The following is an 18,029-nucleotide window of genomic DNA, read 5'->3' on the forward strand; positions in this document are numbered from 1 at the left end:
ATGTCAATTAGTGTATACGCTACTCCATAAGCGATGAATATTCGCATACACAGGAGGGAATTTACGATGCGACTGCATGCAAATAGTCCAAGGGGCGGCGCCTTACTGGCCAAGGAGAGGCGCCCGTGACCATTTCCGGCGTAGCGCTACTCGCGATCTGCACGCTGTTGGGCGGCTATCTGGGGGACTTACTCGGCGTCGCCCTGGGCGTGAAGGCCAATGTCGGCGGCGTCGGCATTGCGATGATCTTCCTCATCGCGGCCCGGCTTTGGCTCGGGCGGCACAGCCGGCTCAGCCACGGACTCAAGACCGGCGTCGAGTTCTGGGGCAGCTTCTACATTCCGATCGTGGTTGCGATGGCTGCGCAGCAGAACGTCGTCGCGGCTGCAAAGGGTGGTCCGATCGTTCTCGTTGCGGGGATCGGCGCGGTCGCGGTGTGTTTCGCGATGGTGGCCCTGATCGGCCGGCTGAGCGGTCGTGTCGAGACGATGGACGAGATCGAGGCGCGTGAGGCCGAGAAACTCGCCGCGCCGGTGCCTCACTTCAAGTCCGGGAGGATCGGATGAACATGATATCTCACGTTCTCACCGCCAATTCGCTGCTCACCGCGTTCGCGGCCGTCGGAATTCTGATGTGGATTTCCGGAGCGATCTCGAAATACCTCACCTTCGGACGCATTCACGGATCGGCGATCGCGATCATGTTGGGTCTCGCGCTGGCCTTTCTCGGGGGCCTCGCCACCGGCGGTGAAAAGGGCGTCGCCGATCTGCCCGCGTTGGCCGGCATCGGCCTGATGGGCGGCGCGATGTTACGGGATTTCGCGATAGTCGCGACCGCATTTGAGGTCGATGTCGTCCATGCGCGCAAGGCCGGGTTGATCGGCGCGGTCGCTCTCGGATTGGGAACAGTGGTGCCGTTTGTTCTCGGCGTTCTCGTTGCTGCGGCGTTTGGCTATACCGACGCCGAATCGCTGACGACGATCGGTGCTGGCGCGGTTACCTATATCGTGGGGCCGGTCACGGGAGCTGCGATCGGCGCATCCTCACCGGTTATTGCGCTTTCGATTGCGACCGGTGTATTCAAGGCAGTTATCGTCATGATCGGTACGCCCTTCGTCGCGAAGATGATTGGCCTCAACAATCCACGTAGCGCCATGGTGTTCGGCGGCTTGATGGGGACGGTCAGCGGGGTCTCGGGTGGGCTTGCTGCGACGGATCGGCGTCTGGTCCCGTATGGCGCGTTGACTGCGACATTTCATACCGGCTTGGGGTGTCTGGTTGCTCCCTCTGTCCTGTATTTCGCAGTGCGCGCGATCACGGGGTAACTGAAAATGGTGAGTTTCTTGAAAGTCGTAGGCGAAGCCGAAGATGATGGCGGTCTGCTTTCCGACCGCATCCGAAACGCGCTCACTGACGAGATCGCATCCGGCACGCTCAACGCCGGGGCGGCATTGGAAGAGCAGCAGCTTGCTGATCGCTTTGGGGCTTCCCGCACGCCGGTGCGGGAGGCGCTTCGCCAACTCGTTGTCAGCGGTCTGGTGGAAGTGCGGGGCCGTCGAGGCCTCGTCGTGGCCCGGATGACGCCAGAGCGCATCATGGACATGTTCGAGACCAGCGCCGAGGTCGAGGCCATGTGCGTGAGGCTCGCAACCTACCGCATGACGCCACTCGAACGCAGCCATCTGATGGAGCTTCACGAAGCTTCGTTCAAGATGGTCGAGGCGAACGATGTCGATGCCTATGACGCATTCAACCGGGAATTTCATGAATGCATCTACCGGGCTACGCACAACTCGTTTCTGGCCGAGCAGGCCCAGGACGTTCGTTCACGGCTCAGCGCCTTCCGCCGCACGCAATTGCGGCATGGCGATCGCATTCGTCGTTCGCGGGAGGAGCATGAGAGCATCATGCAGGCGATCGCGGAAGGGGACGGCGAGAGCGCGGCACGCCGAATGCGGGCGCACATGCTAAACGCCGCATCGGCACTCAGGCGCTACATCGATGATCGCCTCGGCTGAATTCTTCTGATCGCGCGGTCAGGTTGATGGCCTGACAGCGATCCGACAAGCAATGGCAGCGGAGCCATTCGACGTGGTTCCACGCCTTTCAATCGAGAACATGATTTCCCGTTTTGCCAAGGCTAGATGAATAGCGGCAATCAGGAGACGCCCATGTCCGAGACAATCTACGACGTGTCGTCTGAGTGGTCGAAGCGCCTGGGTCGACGATGCCAAGTACCGCGCTGTGGTCTGCGGGCTCGATTCAAGGAGGGGCGGCGACCGCGGTGGATATCTTCCGAGGCTCCGGGCTTTGCTTGCTGACCGGATCGATGACGGATTGTGTCGGCCTATTTTGGCGGATCGCAAATCAGATGCAGCCGCCGACCACTGACACTGCCCCGGCGATCATCAGCCAATGCGGCAATTGCAATGAAAGCAACAAGTCCCTTGCCATGGCTCGCTCCAGGACATCCTACTCAAATGCCACGCCCTCTGGGTCGTTGTCCGCGAACCATTTCTCAGTGGCCTTGATTGTCGCGAAGACCCTGATGTAGTCCTCGTCGCCGACTTTGTTGGCCGCGTCCGTGTAGATCCAGACAGTTTTCATCGCATCAACTCAAACAGTTCTTTGACCTCGCTCAACCGCAGCTCGGTGCCGGCCGGCATGCTCCAGCAACATATGCCTGGTGCCGACCGCGATTCGGTCGCGTCGGACGTCGTCCGTTCAGAATGATAGGCCTTCATGTCCGCTGCGAACTGGCGAGCGGCCTCGGGCGGGATTTCGATCGGCCTTCGGTGATCGGCATGGCCTAAAGCCTGCCGCACAACAACGCCGCTAAGCTCAAAATACTCGCTGGCGGCGCAGGTCTAGCTCCGGGATGGATGTACGAAATCCCGACATGCGACGAGCCAGCACAAAGCATGCAAAGGTTCAAATCGCAAAACGGATTACTACGTCGGGAGTACGGGCGTCTTTATGCGAACAGATGATCTGTCGCGGGCGTTTCCCCGCGACTCATAAATTTCAGCATCTCGATCGCGAAACGCTCTTCGGATAGGCGCCGTTCGATGAAGTGGGTCTCGACGTCGCTAAGTTTGGTACGCAGCAAGCCTTGGTAACGCTCGATGTTTTGCTCGTGCACGCGCAGCATCGCAATCTTTCGCTCTACCATTTACGCCCCCTATGTTATCGGAGGTGCTTTCGCGCCGACCGTCACCGATTACATGCAAGAATCTACGCCACGATGACGGTCACTTCGCCGCGACCGTCAGATTCGGAGTATGTTTTTCGCCAAATGAGGCGGCCCCAGCAACCTTGTGTGTGGGGGACCTGTAAGGTCGGTCACCGGGGCCACCTGGCCAGTCCCGCGTCAATCGAGATTGGTCGACCTAATCGCACACCCGAACCGCAGCTAAGGCAAGCGTGAACTGAACAACATCGGGAAAAAATAGCAATTTAGTTGGATGCGATTCACTTGTGCTCGTTGATGGCGCGTGCCTCAGCGGGGCGATACCCAATGGCCGTTTTTCTGTTGCGGGACAAAAGTGCACAGAGCGCCAAAAATAGTTCCGGCTGTGACCGGAAGAACAGATGGCTATTGAAATTTATGTGCTTAGAATAGGCTTTTCAGTTCGTCCTACCGAGCCGAAGAACACCGGCCAAAGCCTACGGCTACGCGAACAGGTCGTTCCCGGCCTGCAGGATTTTCAGGTAGGGCCCGCTCTCGTGGATCTCAGTCCTGATCTAGGGCGTACTTGAGGCCGGCGCCATATTCGGCCGGCGTACCCTTGTCCCGATATAGAAAAGGCCGCTCAGTTTCTTGATGTAGATACGGCGATCCTGGACCGGCTCGAACGCTCGAGCGTGCTCCATGAGCCTGCGCGCGGATTCTCGGAACCGGCATAAGGACGATCTGCAGTGAGTTTCATCGGCGGGGAATTACGACCTCCATCCCACTGAATGGCACCCCGTGACCGATCCCTGTCATGGCAATTCGGAACGATGTTCCCCGCGCCTGCGGCGCCATAAACCGTGCACACCAAGCGCCAGCCGATGCGCGACCACGGTTGATCTCGGGGTAGGGCGTCCAGCCCGAAACCGACCGATGGCAACGGCCGTGGCATTGGATATTGCGGTAACGTGGCGGTCCGCGAGCCAATCGGCCGGACTGCCCGGCGGGCAGCGGCCAGACCATTTCGCGGATCGACGCTGGTGGTTAGCCAGATGATGGCGCCGATCGCGTGCGGAGAGAAGCCGCTAGGAATTGGTCGCCTGTGGGGGGCGATCACCAATCGCGGGCCAATCGTCTAGCGCGGTTGGTCCGGATTTTCTTGCCACGTGGTCGAGTGCTCAGAAATCCACTTGGTCGCGTCGTGCTCCGTAACAAAGCCCTTGATAACTTCCGTTTCGCCATCGGGCCATAGAATATCGATCCTCCAGCCGGTGCCGGGATTCTTGCAAGCCATGAAAGCTGGTCGCTGCTCGATCATCGGGGGACTATGCGCCGACGGTGGCCAGCTACAAGCCAGTGTTCCTGCCACACTTCGCTTTCTGGCCGCGCAATCCTATTGGCGCTGAAATCCCGATTAACGCCGATCCTTTCCGTGATCGGGAGGCTCCGGTAGTTATCCCTCGATAATGAGGCGACCCAGGAACGCATTGCAGGCCTGCTCGGCTTCAGCGAACGTGCTGAAGGGCGATCCGGACACTTGAGCCGCGGGCATATTCAGAAAGCCTGGGCGGTATGACGCAACATAACCTGGCTCTCCATGTAGGCCAGGTCCACTTCGGCTCTCGCTGCTGATAACGAATGAATAGTCGTCGCTGCTTGCGATCCAAATTTCCAGGTCCTCAGCAGTATCCACGCGGCGGAAGTGCAGGGCCATTTCACCCTCCACCAGGCAGGGGCCCAAGCTTGGTCCTCCGCGGTCATCCAGATGACGCTTAACCTGCTTTTGTGCGGTTGGGGGCTTCAGCATCCCGCGCCAGCCGTTCCGCCTTTAGGCGCTCTCGATTGTCGTGGAGTGCTTTTTGCGCTTTCGCGTATTCGGTCATAGTTTCCTTCGTCCTGACCGCTTTAAATATCTTATGGGCTTCGCGCTCTGCTGCCGTCGGCGCCCGGCGGTTTCGGTCGTGAATCATTGGTTGACCTCCCATTTGGGCTGGATGAGTTAACGCATAGATATGGCTTTCGATCCAGTCGGCTAGCGGGCAACTCGAGGTTTCTGATTCCGGCCAGACCGGTCGGCGCATGCCAGCCGGTCGGCAACGAGCAAGTAAACCGAAGACCACGCAGCCGACCACTACGGGGCGGGCTGCGGCGCCCACCGTGAGCAGGGGGCTCCTAATGAATGTTCATCTCGACCGCGGCGGTCGTCGCAGCGCCCGACGACAAAAATTCCGCTCGCGCATGCTTGCTAGCGGCGGCGTTGATTGGCCATGATGCTGGAAGCCAGTCGTGCCGCTGATGGGACTGGGGGCGCGCTTGCACCTCGCTGCTCGTTGCCTTCTGGGGGCTTACGTCGCGCTAATTCCAATAAGGACGCCGCCCGTCTCACAAATGCACGCCCGGCGGCGTTTTCTTCCGCGGGACGGGCACTTGTTGTTACGCCTCGTTACCCTGCGGGAAGTGGCAATGCTGGCAGTCATGCATATGGCTCCCGCGATCTGGTTGCTGCGACCGGGAGTTTAGTGGCGACCTGGCGCTCCCTGCGCCGGGGTCGCTGTCGCTTAAGCAAGCCGTCGAAGGAGGCGTCAATCCTGAGATGCCCACCGATTCATGCCTCGCGCACTTTGAGCGACCGTGGTTGTCCCAAGATCAAGTGCGCGTGAGATGTAAGACCATTCACATTCGAAAACGCGATTTTGATGTAACGATGGAGCGCTTCCCAGTATCGGGAGAATCGCGATGCTATTATTCAGCAGCCAGAATGGAACAAGCGCCACGGTGGTCGCTGTCCTCCTTATTATGCTCGTGTTGAGTTTTTCGCTCGTTCGTTACGCGGAATGGTCATCGACCGCTCGTTTTGCAGAGTTCATGAGCGCGACCGATGCGCCGGCGACTCAGTCGGCTTCGATTCCGCCTCTCAAGGGGCGAACGGGCTGTGGTCAGGGTAAGAAGACTGCACCTGCGCCACTTTCTCTGCTGCCCGGCCAGGGCTTGGGTCAGTCTGGTGACGCGCTTTCCTCGCCGTCGACGAGTCGCTGAAAAAAATCGGCTCCTGTCGTCACTCTGATCGGGGCAACGACTGCGCCTGATCGGGCTTGTTACTCATGCGCTTACCGGCTACCGCTGGCTTCACAAGCCGGATGTGTACTCAAGGGCGCGGAACCTCCGCGCTCTGCGCCCTTCATCGGTATAGCAGCGGCTTTGATGGATTTTGGTTTCAGGGCTCTCCGCTTCATGGTCGCGGTTTGCTTTTTCGATTTTGGCGCCTGTGGTCGTTTGTTTGTTTCGCTCACGAATTGCCCCCCTCGAAATTATTCTGGCCACTGACTTGAGCCGGATTTGCGTGACGTGACGAGTCGTAACTGCATTTTGACGGACGAACCTCCTCGTTTGTTGCGGAATTGAGACAGAACCCGCCCGCGCTTATCATTACCGGCGCCGGCTAGAAAGCGGGCTGATGGCGCGGCGGGCTTGACGCCGTTACCGACACCAATCTGGCCCAATTCGTCAGCCGGACCGAGGTAGCCGGAGCTGCCTCAGCTCCTATTCTACCACTCAAGAGATGGACAGGCCGCGCCGGCCATCAAGGCGTCTTCGGCGCTTTCATCCGCTCGAGTGACGCTCCACGATTCGCGTCATCGCCTCCTGGCGGCGTGAATAGGTTAGGGCGGCTACGGAATTAGCGGCACCATGCGCCCATCCGCGGGCAGTGGCTAACGCGGAGGAGGCGGCTGCCTCCTCACCTGTATCGCCCTGTTTGGGTTATGTTGGTCCCGAATCCAAGATGACGTTTGCCGCGAGGGCAATTTCCAGTTCGGTGAGTTCACAGCCACGAGCGAGCTGTTCGACTGAGTTGCGATAGAGATTGCGCGACAGGAAGTCCATGTGTTCGAAGGCGCTGCCGGCCTTGAAGACGTCATCGACAAGGCTGACACGCTCAAGCAGTTCAGTCGAATCGACATCGGTGATGAGGCGCATGCTCGTGATGATGTTGCGCACTGTGACCGTGCCGGGCGACCTGCCTCTCGTGCTCGCCTCTGACGACGGCTTCGGCAGTCGTTTCCTGCCTGGCCAGTTGCTCGTCGAGCCACTCCAACGCAGGCGCAATGCTCGGATCCTGATCGCGCAAGCGATGGACCAACTGCATGAGAAAACTGTCTGGACAGGTTGTCTGGGGATGCGGCGGCTTGCGAGAATGAAAACACGTGATGGCACAGTCGGTCACCCGACGGATCGAGAGAAACCTGACCGCCTCAGTGGCGCTCGAGCCCGGCCAACTAATAAGGCCTCGATCCGCGGAATGCGGTTGCGTACGACCGAGCAGAAAGGCCCGACACATGACTGCAGGCGACCACTGCTCATCACGAAAAAAAATCGTGCAAGCCGTGGGGCCATCCACACATGAGGCGGCTTTAAAGCTGTTACGGTTGCGAAACACCGTAGTTTACCGGAATCCCACAAGGTTGTTGAAAACTCTAATCTAATTCTTGCCGGGGCTAGATTTTCATCCCGATCAAATTTTCAGGCGAAAACCGGTAGGGGGCCGTGCGTGAGCGGCCCCCTTTGATTCACAAGATGCCGCCAATTGAGGTGCGGCCGGAGAGGGTTCAAATGCGGCCGAAGATCAAGTAATGGAGCGGGCTTTCCGGCGGTAATGCAGTCGGTAAAGCCATGCCGCAAAATCTATCCGGTCAAATGCAAAACCTGCGCCGGCAAAGGCAAGATCACGGAAGGCAACTGAGACGGCCTTACTCTGTCACTTTAGGTTTTGGATTATTCGCACGCCATTCGGCCAGTTTGGCCTCTATCTTCGGCTAGCAATTTGCGAAGCGTGGCGATCTTCCGCGCGTCCGTCTCGGTGGCCAACAGTTCTTTGTTGGGAGCAATGTTCGCCTGGAAGATGAAATTCTGCATGGCTCCCGCTCCCATACTTGTTGGGGCGGGAGCGGGATCTGGCGTTTCCATCACTGATAGACGCCACGGGCCACGCGGTGATGGGAACTATAGTTCCACGGAAATGCTGAACTGTCACCTTCGGAGCACATGCGCCGTCCGGAGAATTCCGGAGCGAACGACTTTGCATCCCTATAGGTATCTTTATGGGTATAATAGCGGGTAGGTAGTCCTACTAAGAACGTCACTCAGAACGTCGCCCAACCAATTCAGGCCACCGCGGTCAGAAACAGGCCAGGTACCCGCCGCCCAGTGCTGTCCTAATTAACATACTCGCGGCGGGGAACTGGGACACTGTTGCACGCAGGCTATTGCGGGAGGATCAGAGAGGAGCGCAGTATCGAAACTGCCGACCTCCAAGAAGATAAATCGGCGAGTCAGGTGACGGCCCCAGCATCGGCTCCCCAGCCCCCAAGGGTGCTGGGGCCGCTACCTTAAAGGTAAATCTAGTGTGGAATTTCGGAGCGCGTTGCCTGCTAAGTCATGGTCCTCAGAGGAGGAGCAGAGATTGTTGCAGTTGCTTCGAGACACAAGTTCAACGCAGTTGGAGCTCACCCAAAAGCTAAGACGACTGAGGCTGCGGTGAGCGCCCGGCTAACGATCATCAGGAAGCGTGGCTTGTAGGGAGTTGCCTCATCACGCATGTCCGCGTGCATCAGCATGGAGCCTGCATCACTAGGAATCGGCGCCAATCGATGGGAAGGTCGCGCGGCGGCTTGACGAGTAAAATCCACGCGTTGGTCGATAGCAATGGTTTGCCCGTACGGTTGGCGTTGAGCCCCGGCGAGGCCCACGACGTTCGACTTGCCGGAAAACTGCTTTCTCGCCTGAAGCCCGGGCCAATGCTGATTGCGGACCGTGGCTATTCGACTGGATAAGAGAGTTGGCCATGAAAAAGGGACGTGGGCCAACTTCCTCCCGAAAGCAATCGCGATCCGATCTGCTTCAGCTCGTACCTTTGTCGTGCTCGCAACCAGGTCGAACGGTTCTTCAACAGGATCAAACAATGTCGTCGTGTGGGGACGCGCGACGACAGGCCAGCGGAAACTACCTTGCCTTCGTCCAACTCGCATCCATCCGGCTATGGCTGGCCCGCGCGTTATGATTCCACACCCTAGCAATCGCAAGCGGACAGCCTGCCAATACTAGGTCTTTGTGCGGCTTGGGTCATGATTCGCGAGGGGCCGCCGCAGGCTTGATCTGCATCAAACGTCTTTCTGGCGTCTTAATATAATAGTAGATAGAGGTGATAGCACTGCTATCAGATGCGACGCCGCTTCCACGAAATCCCTGGAAGAACGCTTTAACAAAGAGCCAAGGCGCTTCCGGCAGGCGCCGGCGCGAGAAGCTGATACGCAAGGCTCGAAGGCCGAATTGGCTTGCAGAACAGCTCACCGCAACTAGGGGCGGTGCTGGGGAATACCATCGTTGGTACTGGAGTAGCCATGAGCAGCGCACCCACGCCTCCGCCACAAGCCCCCGTTCGACCGACAGCATTTCGACAGCCCCAGGATTGCCCGCGCGCATCTTGCATTGCGATTGAGGCGGGACAGAAGGAAGTTGAAAGGCTAAAGCACACGGAAGCCCAATTACGAGACGCTCTCACGCGCGAACAAGTGCTGTTAGATCAGAAAGAGGAATTAATTAAGCACAAAGATCTTATGAGCCGTGAGTCTGACCATAGACTGATGAACGGCCTTCAAATGGTTGCAAGCTTGCTTTCATTGCAAAGCCGTGAAACGCCGAACGCAAGGGCGGCCGATCAATTGAAGATCGCCGCGAATCGCGTCGCCACGATCGGCAGCGTACATAAACGTCTTCACGCTCTTGATCATGTCGGAAGTGTCGAGCTTAAAAACTATCTTGAGAACCTCTGCCACGACCTAAGGGGGATCCTTCCGGGCGAGCATCGGGATCTTACAGTTGAAGGGATTGCGCTGGAAGTGCCGACCACGATCGGAGTGCCGCTCGGATACATTGTCAGTGAGCTTGTTACGAACTCTGCCAAACATGCCGACGGCGGCAAAATTACAATAAGGTTGGGCATGAATGCGGGAAGCCACGAACTTTCTGTCTCAGACGACGGTCCCGGCTTTTTAGAAGGATTTGATCCAACGAAGTCGAAAGGTCTCGGGATGAAGATCGTTTCATCTTTGGTCAAGCAAATCGGCGGCCAGACGTTTTTCGGCGCAAATCGTTCGGGGCAGGGCGCACGTTTCACGGTGCGATTCACGCTCAGTAAAGAATTCGACTGCGTTGCAAAGGGACCTGCTCCGAAAAGTCTATCATCTGGGCCTGGGTGACAAAGAGATGACTGCATCTCTCAACGCGCGGCCAATGTGTTCGGTATGTAAGCACCGGATGGCATTGGCGCGCGTATCTCGCGGCAAAAGTGGATTCGAAGAGCGCACGTTTAAATGCTCGACTTGCGAGCGTACGGAAGTCGTATCCTTGGCCGTGCATCCAATGAAGACAGATGCGGCCGGTTTGCGGACAGGCGAGTTGAAGCCGTCGCACCAAATTCACTCACGAAAGGTAGGCTGGACGAGGCAGCACGTCGGGCAGGAGCCTCTTATTTCTTCTGCGTCGGCTGTCGTAACTCGTCAATCTTGGCACCGTGACCGGCAGCCTCAGCTGCGTTCGGGGCTACAGCCTCGGGCCTGCATCGCGTATCGGGCGGAGTGCCACATACGCGGCCCATCTCGGCCCATCCGACGCACTTTCCATTCGGGGCACGATAACCAGGGCCGCCACGTTCTCCGCATTCTGCGGCTGCCGGGGCTGCAAGACAAAGCAATATGGGCATGGCCGCTCCGCTCGTCGCGGCCCTGGTGCGATGTTCAGACCGGCGGTGCTCCACGTGATGTGGAAACGCGAACCACACTAGGCCGGTCCAGGCGGCGGCTTGTTCTGGAATTGGATGTTGCACTTCTTGGCGACGGAAGCTTGTTCGATGGCGACCATCTGTCCCTTCATTTGACCGAGTTCGGCCGCGGTCTGCTTATCGCCGCCAACCAGGAACGCAGCGGGCCAGAAGACGATAACGGCCGCTGTCGTCGCGATCGTGTCCTTCGTTCGCTGGCTGTCCTGCGCGCCGGATAGGGCCGCCGCGCGCGCGGACACGCCCTGCGCCTCAAGCGCGAGCTGCTGGCAGGTATAGGACTGATAGATCACAGGTGAAACATAGTTCGGCGTAATGTCCGCTGCTGACGACGCACAACCGCCCAACGCGGCGGCGATCGCCACCATTCCCAAATTTCTCATCAAAAAGCCTCCCCAACCCGTTCGCTACTAAGCGCAACCACTGGTGGAGGGCAATCCCGTAGGTGCCCGGATAGCCGAAAGTAGTGTGCGCGAGTCGGTTGAAGCGTAAGCGGCAAAGAGATCCCATCTGGCCGAGTGGGTGAGCGATCGGCTATTGGCTGCGGAGTCTGTGAGCCGATGTGAGCTTCTATGTCTGCGCCTAGTTCTGAAACTAGAACCTTCCATATGATCGAAGCGGTCGCCGAGTGTTTTGAGGGGGCGCCGCGACAGCTTCGCCGACGCTGGTCGGATGAGTTCAAGGCACAAGTTGTGGCAGAGGCGCTGGAGCCCGGCGCGAGTGTATCGGGGATCGCCCATCGGATCGGCATTCACCCGTCGCAGCTCTTCGCCTGGCGTCGCGATGCTCGGGCCGAACGAACTTACCTGTCGCGGCCTTCGAGTCGCGAAGCCGCGGTGGCGGGCATGGCGGACGCCGTGATCGAGATTGCCATTGGCGAGGTCGTCGTGCGCGCCGGCGTCGATGTCGACGAGGCCCACTTGCAGCGGGTGATCCGGGCGGTCCGATCGGCATGATCCCTTCTGGTGTGAAGGTGTTCCTCGCCAGCCACCCGGTCGACTTCCGCAATTATGCGGAGCCTACGATTATGTGGAGTGCGCGGCCGTTCGATCCGAGATCCGCTCCGTTATCAACAGTTTAGTTCCCAGTGCCCTCTTCCCCGCTGCGCATAATCTGAGGCCTCCCTTCCTGTCTTGATGGCAACGAAAGGGAGACAAGGAATGGTCAAGTTGAGTGAGAACCACTGCCACGGGCAGCGCTGCATGGACGCAGGCGATCTTGCCCCGCTGGTGACGGAGTTCGCACGACACCTGACGGTGTTGGGGCATTCGAGCTTGACGGTGAGCGGCTATGACGCCGCAGCCCGTCACCTCGCGCAATGGCTGACGCTGTCCAAGGTCGCAGTCACCGACATCGATGATGGCGTCACCGATCGGTTCGCTCGGCATCGCTGTCGATGCCCCGGCATACGTCGCGTGAAGGGCGTGTCCAAGAAGTACGTGAGGCGGGTGTGCCGGTTCGTCAAGTTTCTCGGCGAGCGCGGGATCGTCCAGCGCAAGCCGAAGCTCGCATTACCGACGCTCGACCGGTGGGTAGTCGAGTTCCAGGACTGGCTGCGGCAGCATCGCGGCGTCACAGAGCTGACAATAGATCGACATGGTCGCATGGTCATGCGGCTGCTCCCGGCGCTTGGCAGCAAGCCGCGAAGCTGGAATGCCCAACTCATTCGCGAGGTGATCATTGCAGAGACGAAACGGGTCTCGCTCGCCTCTGTGAAGACTATGACGATGGCGCTGAGAGGATATTTGCGGTTCCTCACCGCGCGGGGGTTGTGCCGGGCGGGACTCGATCATGCTGTGCCAATCATTCCGCAGTGGCGACTGTCGTCGCTGCCGCGATACATCAGCTCGTCAGATGTCGAGACGTTGATTGCAACGTGCGACCAGACCACGGCGACTGGCGTTCGTGATCGGGCGATCCTGCTGCTGTTGGCACGACTGGGCTTGCGGGCCGGCGACATTCTCTCTCTTCGTCTCACCGATATTGATTGGCAACAGGCGACGCTGTCGGTTCGTGGCAAGGGGCGGCGGGAGACGAGATTACCATTGCCGCAAGACGCCGGCGATGCCGTGCTCGCTTATCTGGATCAGGCCCGGCCGCACGTCGCCGATGGTCGAATCTTCTTCATGTCGAATGCACCAATCCGGCCACTGACAGGTTCGAGCGCAGTCTCTGACATTGTGCGTGGTGGAATACGGAAGGCGGGCATCCCCGCTCCGTCGAATGGGGCCAACCTGCTTCGGCATTCGGCCGCGACCGCCATGCTGCGGGGCGGCGCGACGCTCGACACAGTTGGCGCCGTGCTGCGCCACCGCTCACCGGACATGACCGCGCACTATGCCAAAGTCGACGTGACGATGCTGCTGCAGATCGCGCAACCCTGGCCGGGAGATGTGTGATGCTGAGCAAATATCTTGCCAAATATGTGGACCAGCAGCAGTCGCTGGGGTTCAAGTTCCGCGTCCAGCAAATCCTGCTGAGGGGCTACGTCGGCTTCGCCGAGGAGCGCGGCGACCGGCACATCAGAAGCGCCCGCGTCCTGGCATGGGCCGCACGTGCGCCGTCACCGGAGCAGCGCCGTAACCGGTTGCTTACCGTGCGGCGGTTCGCGCTGGCGATGCACGCCGAGAATCCGCGCCATCAGGTTCCGGCGGCGGATGCACTCGGCCACGCCGTCGTCAAGCGGCGATCGCCGTATATCTATAGTGCAGACGAGATCGCACGATTGCTTCGCGCTGCGGCGGAACTCCGGCCGGCGGGCTCGATCAGACCGACCATGTATGCAACGCTCTTCGGCCTGCTCACCGCTACCGGAATGCGGATCGCAGAAGCATTGGCGCTGCAGATCGACGATGTGACTGCCGATGGACTCGTCGTCCGGCAAACGAAGTTCCAGAAGAGCCGGCTGTTGCCGCTTCACGCAACAGCTCGGCTGGCGCTCGACAGATATCTGGTCGCCCGGCGGCTGCTGACCACCACAGATCGTGCCCTCTTCGTATCGGTTGCCGGGCAGTCGCTACCCTACAACACTGTGCGACGCATCTTCCTGCAGCTCCTCGATGGTACCAATCTCAGGGGCGCGTACTCGGGGCGAGATCCGCGCATCCACGATCTGCGCCACACCTTCGCGGTCCGCTCGCTGGAGCAGTGCCGCCACGATCGTGCTGCGGTCGCCCGCCATATCGTGGCGCTCAGCACTTACCTCGGCCATGCCCACGTGACCGACACCTATTGGTACTTGCAGGCGACGCCGGCCCTGATGGGCCAGATCGCCGAGGCCGGCGAGGCATTGCTCATTGGAGGTGCCGCATGACCGCGCTCGCCCCCTATCTGAGCAGCTTCCTGCGGGAGCACCTGCCCAAAGAACGCAGGGCGAGCCAGCATACCAGCGAAGCGTATGCCCAGAGCTTCCAGCTGCTGCTCCTCTTTGCCGCCGGTCGGCTCAAGCTCAAGCCATCGAAGATCGAGATCGAACGGCTCGACGCGCCGCTGATCTTGGCATTCCTGGAGCATCTAGAGAAGCAGCGCGGCAACTCGGCGCGAACCCGCAATGCCCGGCTCGCTGCGATCAACTCGTTCTTCCGTTACCTGGAATACAGGGTACCATCCTGCCTCGACCAATCATGTCGGATCCATGCGATCCCGATGAAGAAGACCGATCAGGCGCTCGTCGGCTATCTCACCCGTGACGAGCTGCAGGCTCTGTTAGATGCGCCAGACGCGAGCACCGTGTCCGGCATCCGTGATCGAGCGATGCTGCATCTGGCCTTCGCCGCAGGCATGCGCGTGTCGGAACTGGTGGGTCTCCGGCTCGATCAGATCGACCGCCAGACCATGTCCAGCGTGCACATCATGGGCAAGGGCCGACGTGAACGTGTCTTGCCGCTCTGGAAGCAGACGGCCGCAACTGTAAAGGCTTGGCTCAAAGTGCGTCCAGTCAGCAGCGTTCCTGAGTTGTTCTGCAACGCCCGTGCCCAGGCGATGACCCGCTCAGGCTTTGAATACATCCTGAGCAAACATGTCGCCACCGCCGCTCGCAAAGCGCCTTCGATCGTTGGCAAAGGCGTCAGTCCGCACGTACTGCGCCATACCTGCGCCATGCATACGCTTCAGGCGACCCGGGACGTCCGGAAAGTCTCGCTGTGGCTCGGACACGCCAGCCTGCAAAGCACCGAGGTCTACCTTCGCGCCGATCCGACAGAGAAGCTCGAAGCGCTTGCCGCCATGACGCCGCCGATGCTGACGCCCGGTCGCTTCCGGGCGCCCGACAAGCTTCTGGCCATGCTGAGCACGGCCGGACGCAAGCCGAATTATGCGGAGTGAGACATACGAGAAAACCGCGGCGGGCAGCAACTTCTCGCCGCGCACTCCGCATAATCGTAGGCTCCGCATAATTGCGGTTATGTGGTGAACCACATAATCGTAAGGGCATCGATGGTCTTGTTGCGCTTGTGCGCGATGCCGGCTCAAATCCGTTCGACGGGGCGCTTTATGTGTTCCGGGCCAAAAGAGCCGACAGAATCAAGATCGTATGGTGGGATGGCTCTGGCGTGTGCCTCTATTTGAAACGTCTCGAAAAGGCGACGTTCTGCTGGCCGCGGATCGGGCATCATCGGGTGCAGCTCACCTCCGCGCAGTTGATGGTGCTGGTGGATGGGATGGACTGGAAGCGGGTCCGGACTGTGCCGGTCAGGCCGCCGGAGATTGTTGGGTAAAAACGCTGCGGCGAAGTGAATCAACTGCCTGAAAGGGCGAGAGAACCGGAGCAAAATGTGCTCTGGTCGGGTCAATGACGCCGCCCGATCTCGACCTCCCGAATGACGTAGAGACGCTGAAGACCATGGTGCTTGCCATGGCCGAGAAGGCGGCCCGTGTCGACGCTCTGGAGAGCGAGGTCGACGATCTCAAGGCCCGCAACGCCGATGCCGACGCGCGCATCGCGCGGCTGACGCAGATCCTGAAGGCCTTTGACCGCGCCCGGTTCGGCCGACGATCGGAGAAGCTCGGCCCTGCGAGCATCGTGATGAACAGCAGGTCTTTGCCTTCGAGGAGATCGAGACCGGCATCGCTGCGATCAAGGCACAGGTCAACAAGGGCCGCGAGCGTGCGGATGGCAAACGCGCACCTCGTCGGCGCAAAGGCTTCGCCTCCCATCTGGAACGGATCGAGGTCGTCATTGAGCCGGAAGCATTGGCTGAGCATGCCGGTAAGCAGAAGGTGCTGATCGGCGAAGACGTGTCGGAGCGTCTGGATGTGGAGCCGGCGAAGTTCCGCGTCATCGTCACGCGCCGGCCCAAGTATGCCTTCAAGAACGAGGACGGCGTGATCCAGGCGCCGGCCCCAGCCCACATCATCGAGGGTGGCATTCCGACCGAAGCCCTTCTGGCCCAGATCGCCGTCTCCAAATACGCCGATGGCCAGCCGCTCTACCGGCAGGAAGCCATCTACGCCCGCGACCAGGTCGAACTTGACCGCCAGCTGATGGCGCAATGGATGGGCAAGCTCGGCTTCGAGCTGGAGATCGTGGCCAACTACATCTTCAGCGAGGTCAAGAAGGCGGATCGGATCTTTGCCGACGAAACGACCTTGCCGACCCTGGCTCCCGGCTCCGGATCCACGAAGACGGCCTACTTATGGGCCTATGCCCGAGATGACCGAACTTTTGGCCGCAGCGGTCCGCCGATGGTGGCGTATCGCTTCGAAGACAGCCGCTCCGGCGAATGCGCGGTCCGGCATCTCAACGGTTATCGCGGCATCCTGCAGGTGGACGGCTATGCCGCGTATAACAAGCTGGTGCGCCCGGATCGCGCCAATGACAGCGTCACCTTGGCTGGCTGCTGGTCACACAGCCGGCGCAAGTTCTATGAGCTGCATGTTGCAGGAAGTTCGAAAGTGGCAACGGCGACGGTCGAGCGGATGGCGAAGCTCTGGCAGGTCGAGAAGACCGTGCGCGGTCAAAGCCCCGACGCACGCGTTGCCGCGCGCCAGCAAGCCTCCTCGGCGGTCGTCGCAGATCTCTTCGATCTCTGGCAGCAGACTTTGCGACGGATCTCCGGCAAATCAAAACTGGCCGAGGCAATCCGCTATGCAGTCTCGCGCCGTGCCATCTTCGAACGCTTCCTGGCTGATGGTCGCATCGAGCTCGACTCCAACATCGTCGAACGCGCCATCAGACCACAAACAATTACGAGAAAGAATAGCCTCTTTGCCGGTAGCGACGGCGGCGGACGAACCTGGGCGACCATCGCAACACTGCTGCAGACAGCAAAGATGAATAACGTCGATCCGTTCGCCTGGCTCAGCCTAACGCTTCAGCGTATCGCCAACGGCTGGCCGAGCGGCGAAATCGACGCGCTTATGCCATGGAACCACGCTGCCTGACGGCCGCAGCTTGCCGCTTACGTTGAAGCAGCGCCGCTGACCTAAGCAGCGGCTTTTATTTCAATCGTCGTCCGTCTCATTGCCACGACTCAGGAGCCGCATCCCTCGAGCGCAATCCGACCTTGGAAGCCTCGACTGCCACCACAGCCAAGAGCGCTGGGCTGCCGGCGGCGCCGACGATTTCGGGGAGGACGGCGACAGCGGCAAAGGCGACTGGGACGGCCTCCTGGAGCAGGTCGGCACCCAAGGTCTGGCAGCAGGGGGCAATGGCATGAAGATCCAGCCCTGGCATCGGCGGCAGGCCATCAACGTCGCCGCAGCACTCCCCGAGAATGACGAGGATGCGCTGATCGTGCACAAGCTCTCTGGCGAGCTCGTGGCGAACTTCCTCGCCGAGCCGGACGAGACCAAACGGCCGGCGACGGTCATTCTGATCGGTGGAAGCGAATGCGCCTGATCGGTTTGTTGGTTGCACGGTACCGGCTCAGGCTGGCGCGCACGCGATCCTGGTCAGCCGCAAGCTGGCGACGATCAGCAGCGGCATGCTGTTCTGATTGTCCCAAGAAAAGACGCCGCCGGTCTCACAAATACAAGCCCGGCGGCGTTTTTCTTCCTGAACTGGGGCACTGAAATCCCCAGCACAGCT

17 protein-coding genes and 2 pseudogenes are annotated in these 18,029 nt (G+C 59.9%); 13 read left to right on the top strand and 6 right to left on the bottom strand.

All coding sequences use genetic code 11. The features are described 5' to 3' along the window. Window positions 1–125: 125 nt before the first annotated feature. The 3 genes from madL to ACOIX3_RS11280 are packed head-to-tail and all read left to right on the top strand — an operon-like array spanning window position 126 to window position 2,017. Window positions 126–566: a malonate transporter subunit MadL gene (gene madL, locus ACOIX3_RS11270; protein WP_420969833.1), complete on the top strand. Its 441-nt coding sequence runs from the start codon at window positions 126–128 to the stop codon at window positions 564–566. After that, window positions 563–1,324, top strand: coding sequence for a malonate transporter subunit MadM (gene madM / locus ACOIX3_RS11275; protein WP_420969834.1), 762 nt, complete (start codon window positions 563–565; stop codon window positions 1,322–1,324). The genes madL and madM overlap by 4 nt, the downstream gene beginning before the upstream one ends. 6 nt (window positions 1,325–1,330) lie before the next feature. After that, window positions 1,331–2,017, top strand: a complete 687-nt coding sequence (locus ACOIX3_RS11280; protein ID WP_342710213.1) for a GntR family transcriptional regulator — start codon at window positions 1,331–1,333, stop codon at window positions 2,015–2,017. Between the two features lie 454 nt (window positions 2,018–2,471). On the opposite strand, the gene ACOIX3_RS11285 is transcribed toward ACOIX3_RS11280, so the two are convergent. From ACOIX3_RS11285 to ACOIX3_RS11295, 3 genes are all read right to left on the bottom strand, one after another. Next, window positions 2,472–2,606: a hypothetical protein gene (locus tag ACOIX3_RS11285; protein WP_420969835.1), complete on the bottom strand. Its 135-nt coding sequence runs from the start codon at window positions 2,604–2,606 to the stop codon at window positions 2,472–2,474. A 367-nt stretch (window positions 2,607–2,973) separates the two neighbouring features. Then, window positions 2,974–3,171 (bottom strand): hypothetical protein, encoded by a 198-nt coding sequence (locus ACOIX3_RS11290; protein ID WP_342710216.1) that lies wholly within the window; start codon window positions 3,169–3,171, stop codon window positions 2,974–2,976. Between the two features lie 1,772 nt (window positions 3,172–4,943). After that, on the bottom strand, window positions 4,944–5,141 hold the full coding sequence (locus ACOIX3_RS11295) for a hypothetical protein (RefSeq protein WP_420969837.1): 198 nt from the start codon (window positions 5,139–5,141) through the stop codon (window positions 4,944–4,946). A 766-nt stretch (window positions 5,142–5,907) separates the two neighbouring features. Between ACOIX3_RS11295 and ACOIX3_RS11300 the strand changes: the two genes are divergently transcribed. Further along, window positions 5,908–6,207, top strand: a complete 300-nt coding sequence (locus ACOIX3_RS11300; protein ID WP_420969839.1) for a hypothetical protein — start codon at window positions 5,908–5,910, stop codon at window positions 6,205–6,207. A 723-nt stretch (window positions 6,208–6,930) separates the two neighbouring features. Here the strand turns inward: ACOIX3_RS11300 and ACOIX3_RS11305 are convergent. Beyond that, window positions 6,931–7,167, bottom strand: a complete 237-nt coding sequence (locus ACOIX3_RS11305; RefSeq protein ID WP_420969840.1) for a hypothetical protein — start codon at window positions 7,165–7,167, stop codon at window positions 6,931–6,933. 774 nt (window positions 7,168–7,941) lie between these two features. Then, complete coding sequence (locus ACOIX3_RS11310) at window positions 7,942–8,082, bottom strand: hypothetical protein (RefSeq protein ID WP_420969842.1); 141 nt, start codon at window positions 8,080–8,082, stop codon at window positions 7,942–7,944. Window positions 8,083–8,765: 683 nt separating this feature from the next. Between ACOIX3_RS11310 and ACOIX3_RS11315 the strand changes: the two are divergent. Beyond that, a pseudogene (locus tag ACOIX3_RS11315) lies at window positions 8,766–9,239 on the top strand (IS5 family transposase); the annotation flags it as partial. A gap of 327 nt (window positions 9,240–9,566) precedes the next feature. Then, window positions 9,567–10,424, top strand: coding sequence for a sensor histidine kinase (locus tag ACOIX3_RS11320; RefSeq protein ID WP_420969844.1), 858 nt, complete (start codon window positions 9,567–9,569; stop codon window positions 10,422–10,424). A 580-nt stretch (window positions 10,425–11,004) separates the two neighbouring features. Here the strand turns inward: ACOIX3_RS11320 and ACOIX3_RS11325 are convergent. Beyond that, the gene (locus tag ACOIX3_RS11325; RefSeq protein WP_420969845.1) at window positions 11,005–11,370 is read right to left on the bottom strand and encodes a hypothetical protein; all 366 of its coding nucleotides are present in this window, start codon (window positions 11,368–11,370) and stop codon (window positions 11,005–11,007) included. A 240-nt stretch (window positions 11,371–11,610) separates the two neighbouring features. Between ACOIX3_RS11325 and ACOIX3_RS11330 the strand changes: the two genes are divergently transcribed. From ACOIX3_RS11330 to ACOIX3_RS11360, 7 genes and pseudogenes are all read left to right on the top strand, one after another. Continuing rightward, window positions 11,611–11,958: a transposase gene (locus ACOIX3_RS11330; protein ID WP_420969847.1), complete on the top strand. Its 348-nt coding sequence runs from the start codon at window positions 11,611–11,613 to the stop codon at window positions 11,956–11,958. Between the two features lie 204 nt (window positions 11,959–12,162). Next, window positions 12,163–13,401, top strand: a complete 1,239-nt coding sequence (locus tag ACOIX3_RS11335) for a tyrosine-type recombinase/integrase (RefSeq protein ID WP_420965360.1) — start codon at window positions 12,163–12,165, stop codon at window positions 13,399–13,401. After that, window positions 13,401–14,315, top strand: a complete 915-nt coding sequence (locus tag ACOIX3_RS11340; RefSeq protein WP_420965359.1) for a tyrosine-type recombinase/integrase — start codon at window positions 13,401–13,403, stop codon at window positions 14,313–14,315. The genes ACOIX3_RS11335 and ACOIX3_RS11340 overlap by 1 nt, the downstream gene beginning before the upstream one ends. Next, window positions 14,312–15,325 carry a tyrosine-type recombinase/integrase gene (locus ACOIX3_RS11345; protein ID WP_420965358.1) on the top strand — a complete coding sequence of 338 codons (1,014 nt, stop codon included), beginning with the start codon at window positions 14,312–14,314 and terminating at the stop codon, window positions 15,323–15,325. The genes ACOIX3_RS11340 and ACOIX3_RS11345 overlap by 4 nt, the downstream gene beginning before the upstream one ends. 128 nt (window positions 15,326–15,453) lie before the next feature. Next, on the top strand, window positions 15,454–15,717 hold the full coding sequence (gene tnpB, locus ACOIX3_RS11350; RefSeq protein ID WP_420969848.1) for an IS66 family insertion sequence element accessory protein TnpB: 264 nt from the start codon (window positions 15,454–15,456) through the stop codon (window positions 15,715–15,717). Between the two features lie 74 nt (window positions 15,718–15,791). Continuing rightward, window positions 15,792–17,383, top strand: a pseudogene (gene tnpC / locus ACOIX3_RS11355) (IS66 family transposase). A 79-nt stretch (window positions 17,384–17,462) separates the two neighbouring features. Further along, on the top strand, window positions 17,463–17,840 hold the full coding sequence (locus tag ACOIX3_RS11360; RefSeq protein ID WP_420969849.1) for a hypothetical protein: 378 nt from the start codon (window positions 17,463–17,465) through the stop codon (window positions 17,838–17,840). The last annotated feature ends 189 nt before the right edge of the window (window positions 17,841–18,029 follow it).

The sequence above is a fragment of the Bradyrhizobium sp. B120 genome, assembly GCF_049075665.1.
Lineage (GTDB): Bacteria > Pseudomonadota > Alphaproteobacteria > Rhizobiales > Xanthobacteraceae > Bradyrhizobium.

Bases quoted from the DNA above. Each gene is read 5' to 3' on its own strand.
- madM (WP_420969834.1), top strand. From the start codon at position 563: ATGAACATGATATCTCACGTTCTCACCGCCAATTCGCTGCTCACCGCG.
- ACOIX3_RS11280 (WP_342710213.1), top strand. From the start codon at position 1,331: ATGGTGAGTTTCTTGAAAGTCGTAGGCGAAGCCGAAGATGATGGCGGT.
- ACOIX3_RS11285 (WP_420969835.1), bottom strand. From the start codon at position 2,606: ATGAAAACTGTCTGGATCTACACGGACGCGGCCAACAAAGTCGGCGAC.
- ACOIX3_RS11290 (WP_342710216.1), bottom strand. From the start codon at position 3,171: ATGGTAGAGCGAAAGATTGCGATGCTGCGCGTGCACGAGCAAAACATC.
- ACOIX3_RS11295 (WP_420969837.1), bottom strand. From the start codon at position 5,141: ATGATTCACGACCGAAACCGCCGGGCGCCGACGGCAGCAGAGCGCGAA.
- ACOIX3_RS11300 (WP_420969839.1), top strand. From the start codon at position 5,908: ATGCTATTATTCAGCAGCCAGAATGGAACAAGCGCCACGGTGGTCGCT.
- ACOIX3_RS11310 (WP_420969842.1), bottom strand. From the start codon at position 8,082: ATGCAGAATTTCATCTTCCAGGCGAACATTGCTCCCAACAAAGAACTG.
- ACOIX3_RS11320 (WP_420969844.1), top strand. From the start codon at position 9,567: ATGAGCAGCGCACCCACGCCTCCGCCACAAGCCCCCGTTCGACCGACA.
- ACOIX3_RS11325 (WP_420969845.1), bottom strand. From the start codon at position 11,370: ATGGTGGCGATCGCCGCCGCGTTGGGCGGTTGTGCGTCGTCAGCAGCG.
- ACOIX3_RS11330 (WP_420969847.1), top strand. From the start codon at position 11,611: ATGATCGAAGCGGTCGCCGAGTGTTTTGAGGGGGCGCCGCGACAGCTT.
- ACOIX3_RS11335 (WP_420965360.1), top strand. From the start codon at position 12,163: ATGGTCAAGTTGAGTGAGAACCACTGCCACGGGCAGCGCTGCATGGAC.
- ACOIX3_RS11340 (WP_420965359.1), top strand. From the start codon at position 13,401: ATGCTGAGCAAATATCTTGCCAAATATGTGGACCAGCAGCAGTCGCTG.
- ACOIX3_RS11345 (WP_420965358.1), top strand. From the start codon at position 14,312: ATGACCGCGCTCGCCCCCTATCTGAGCAGCTTCCTGCGGGAGCACCTG.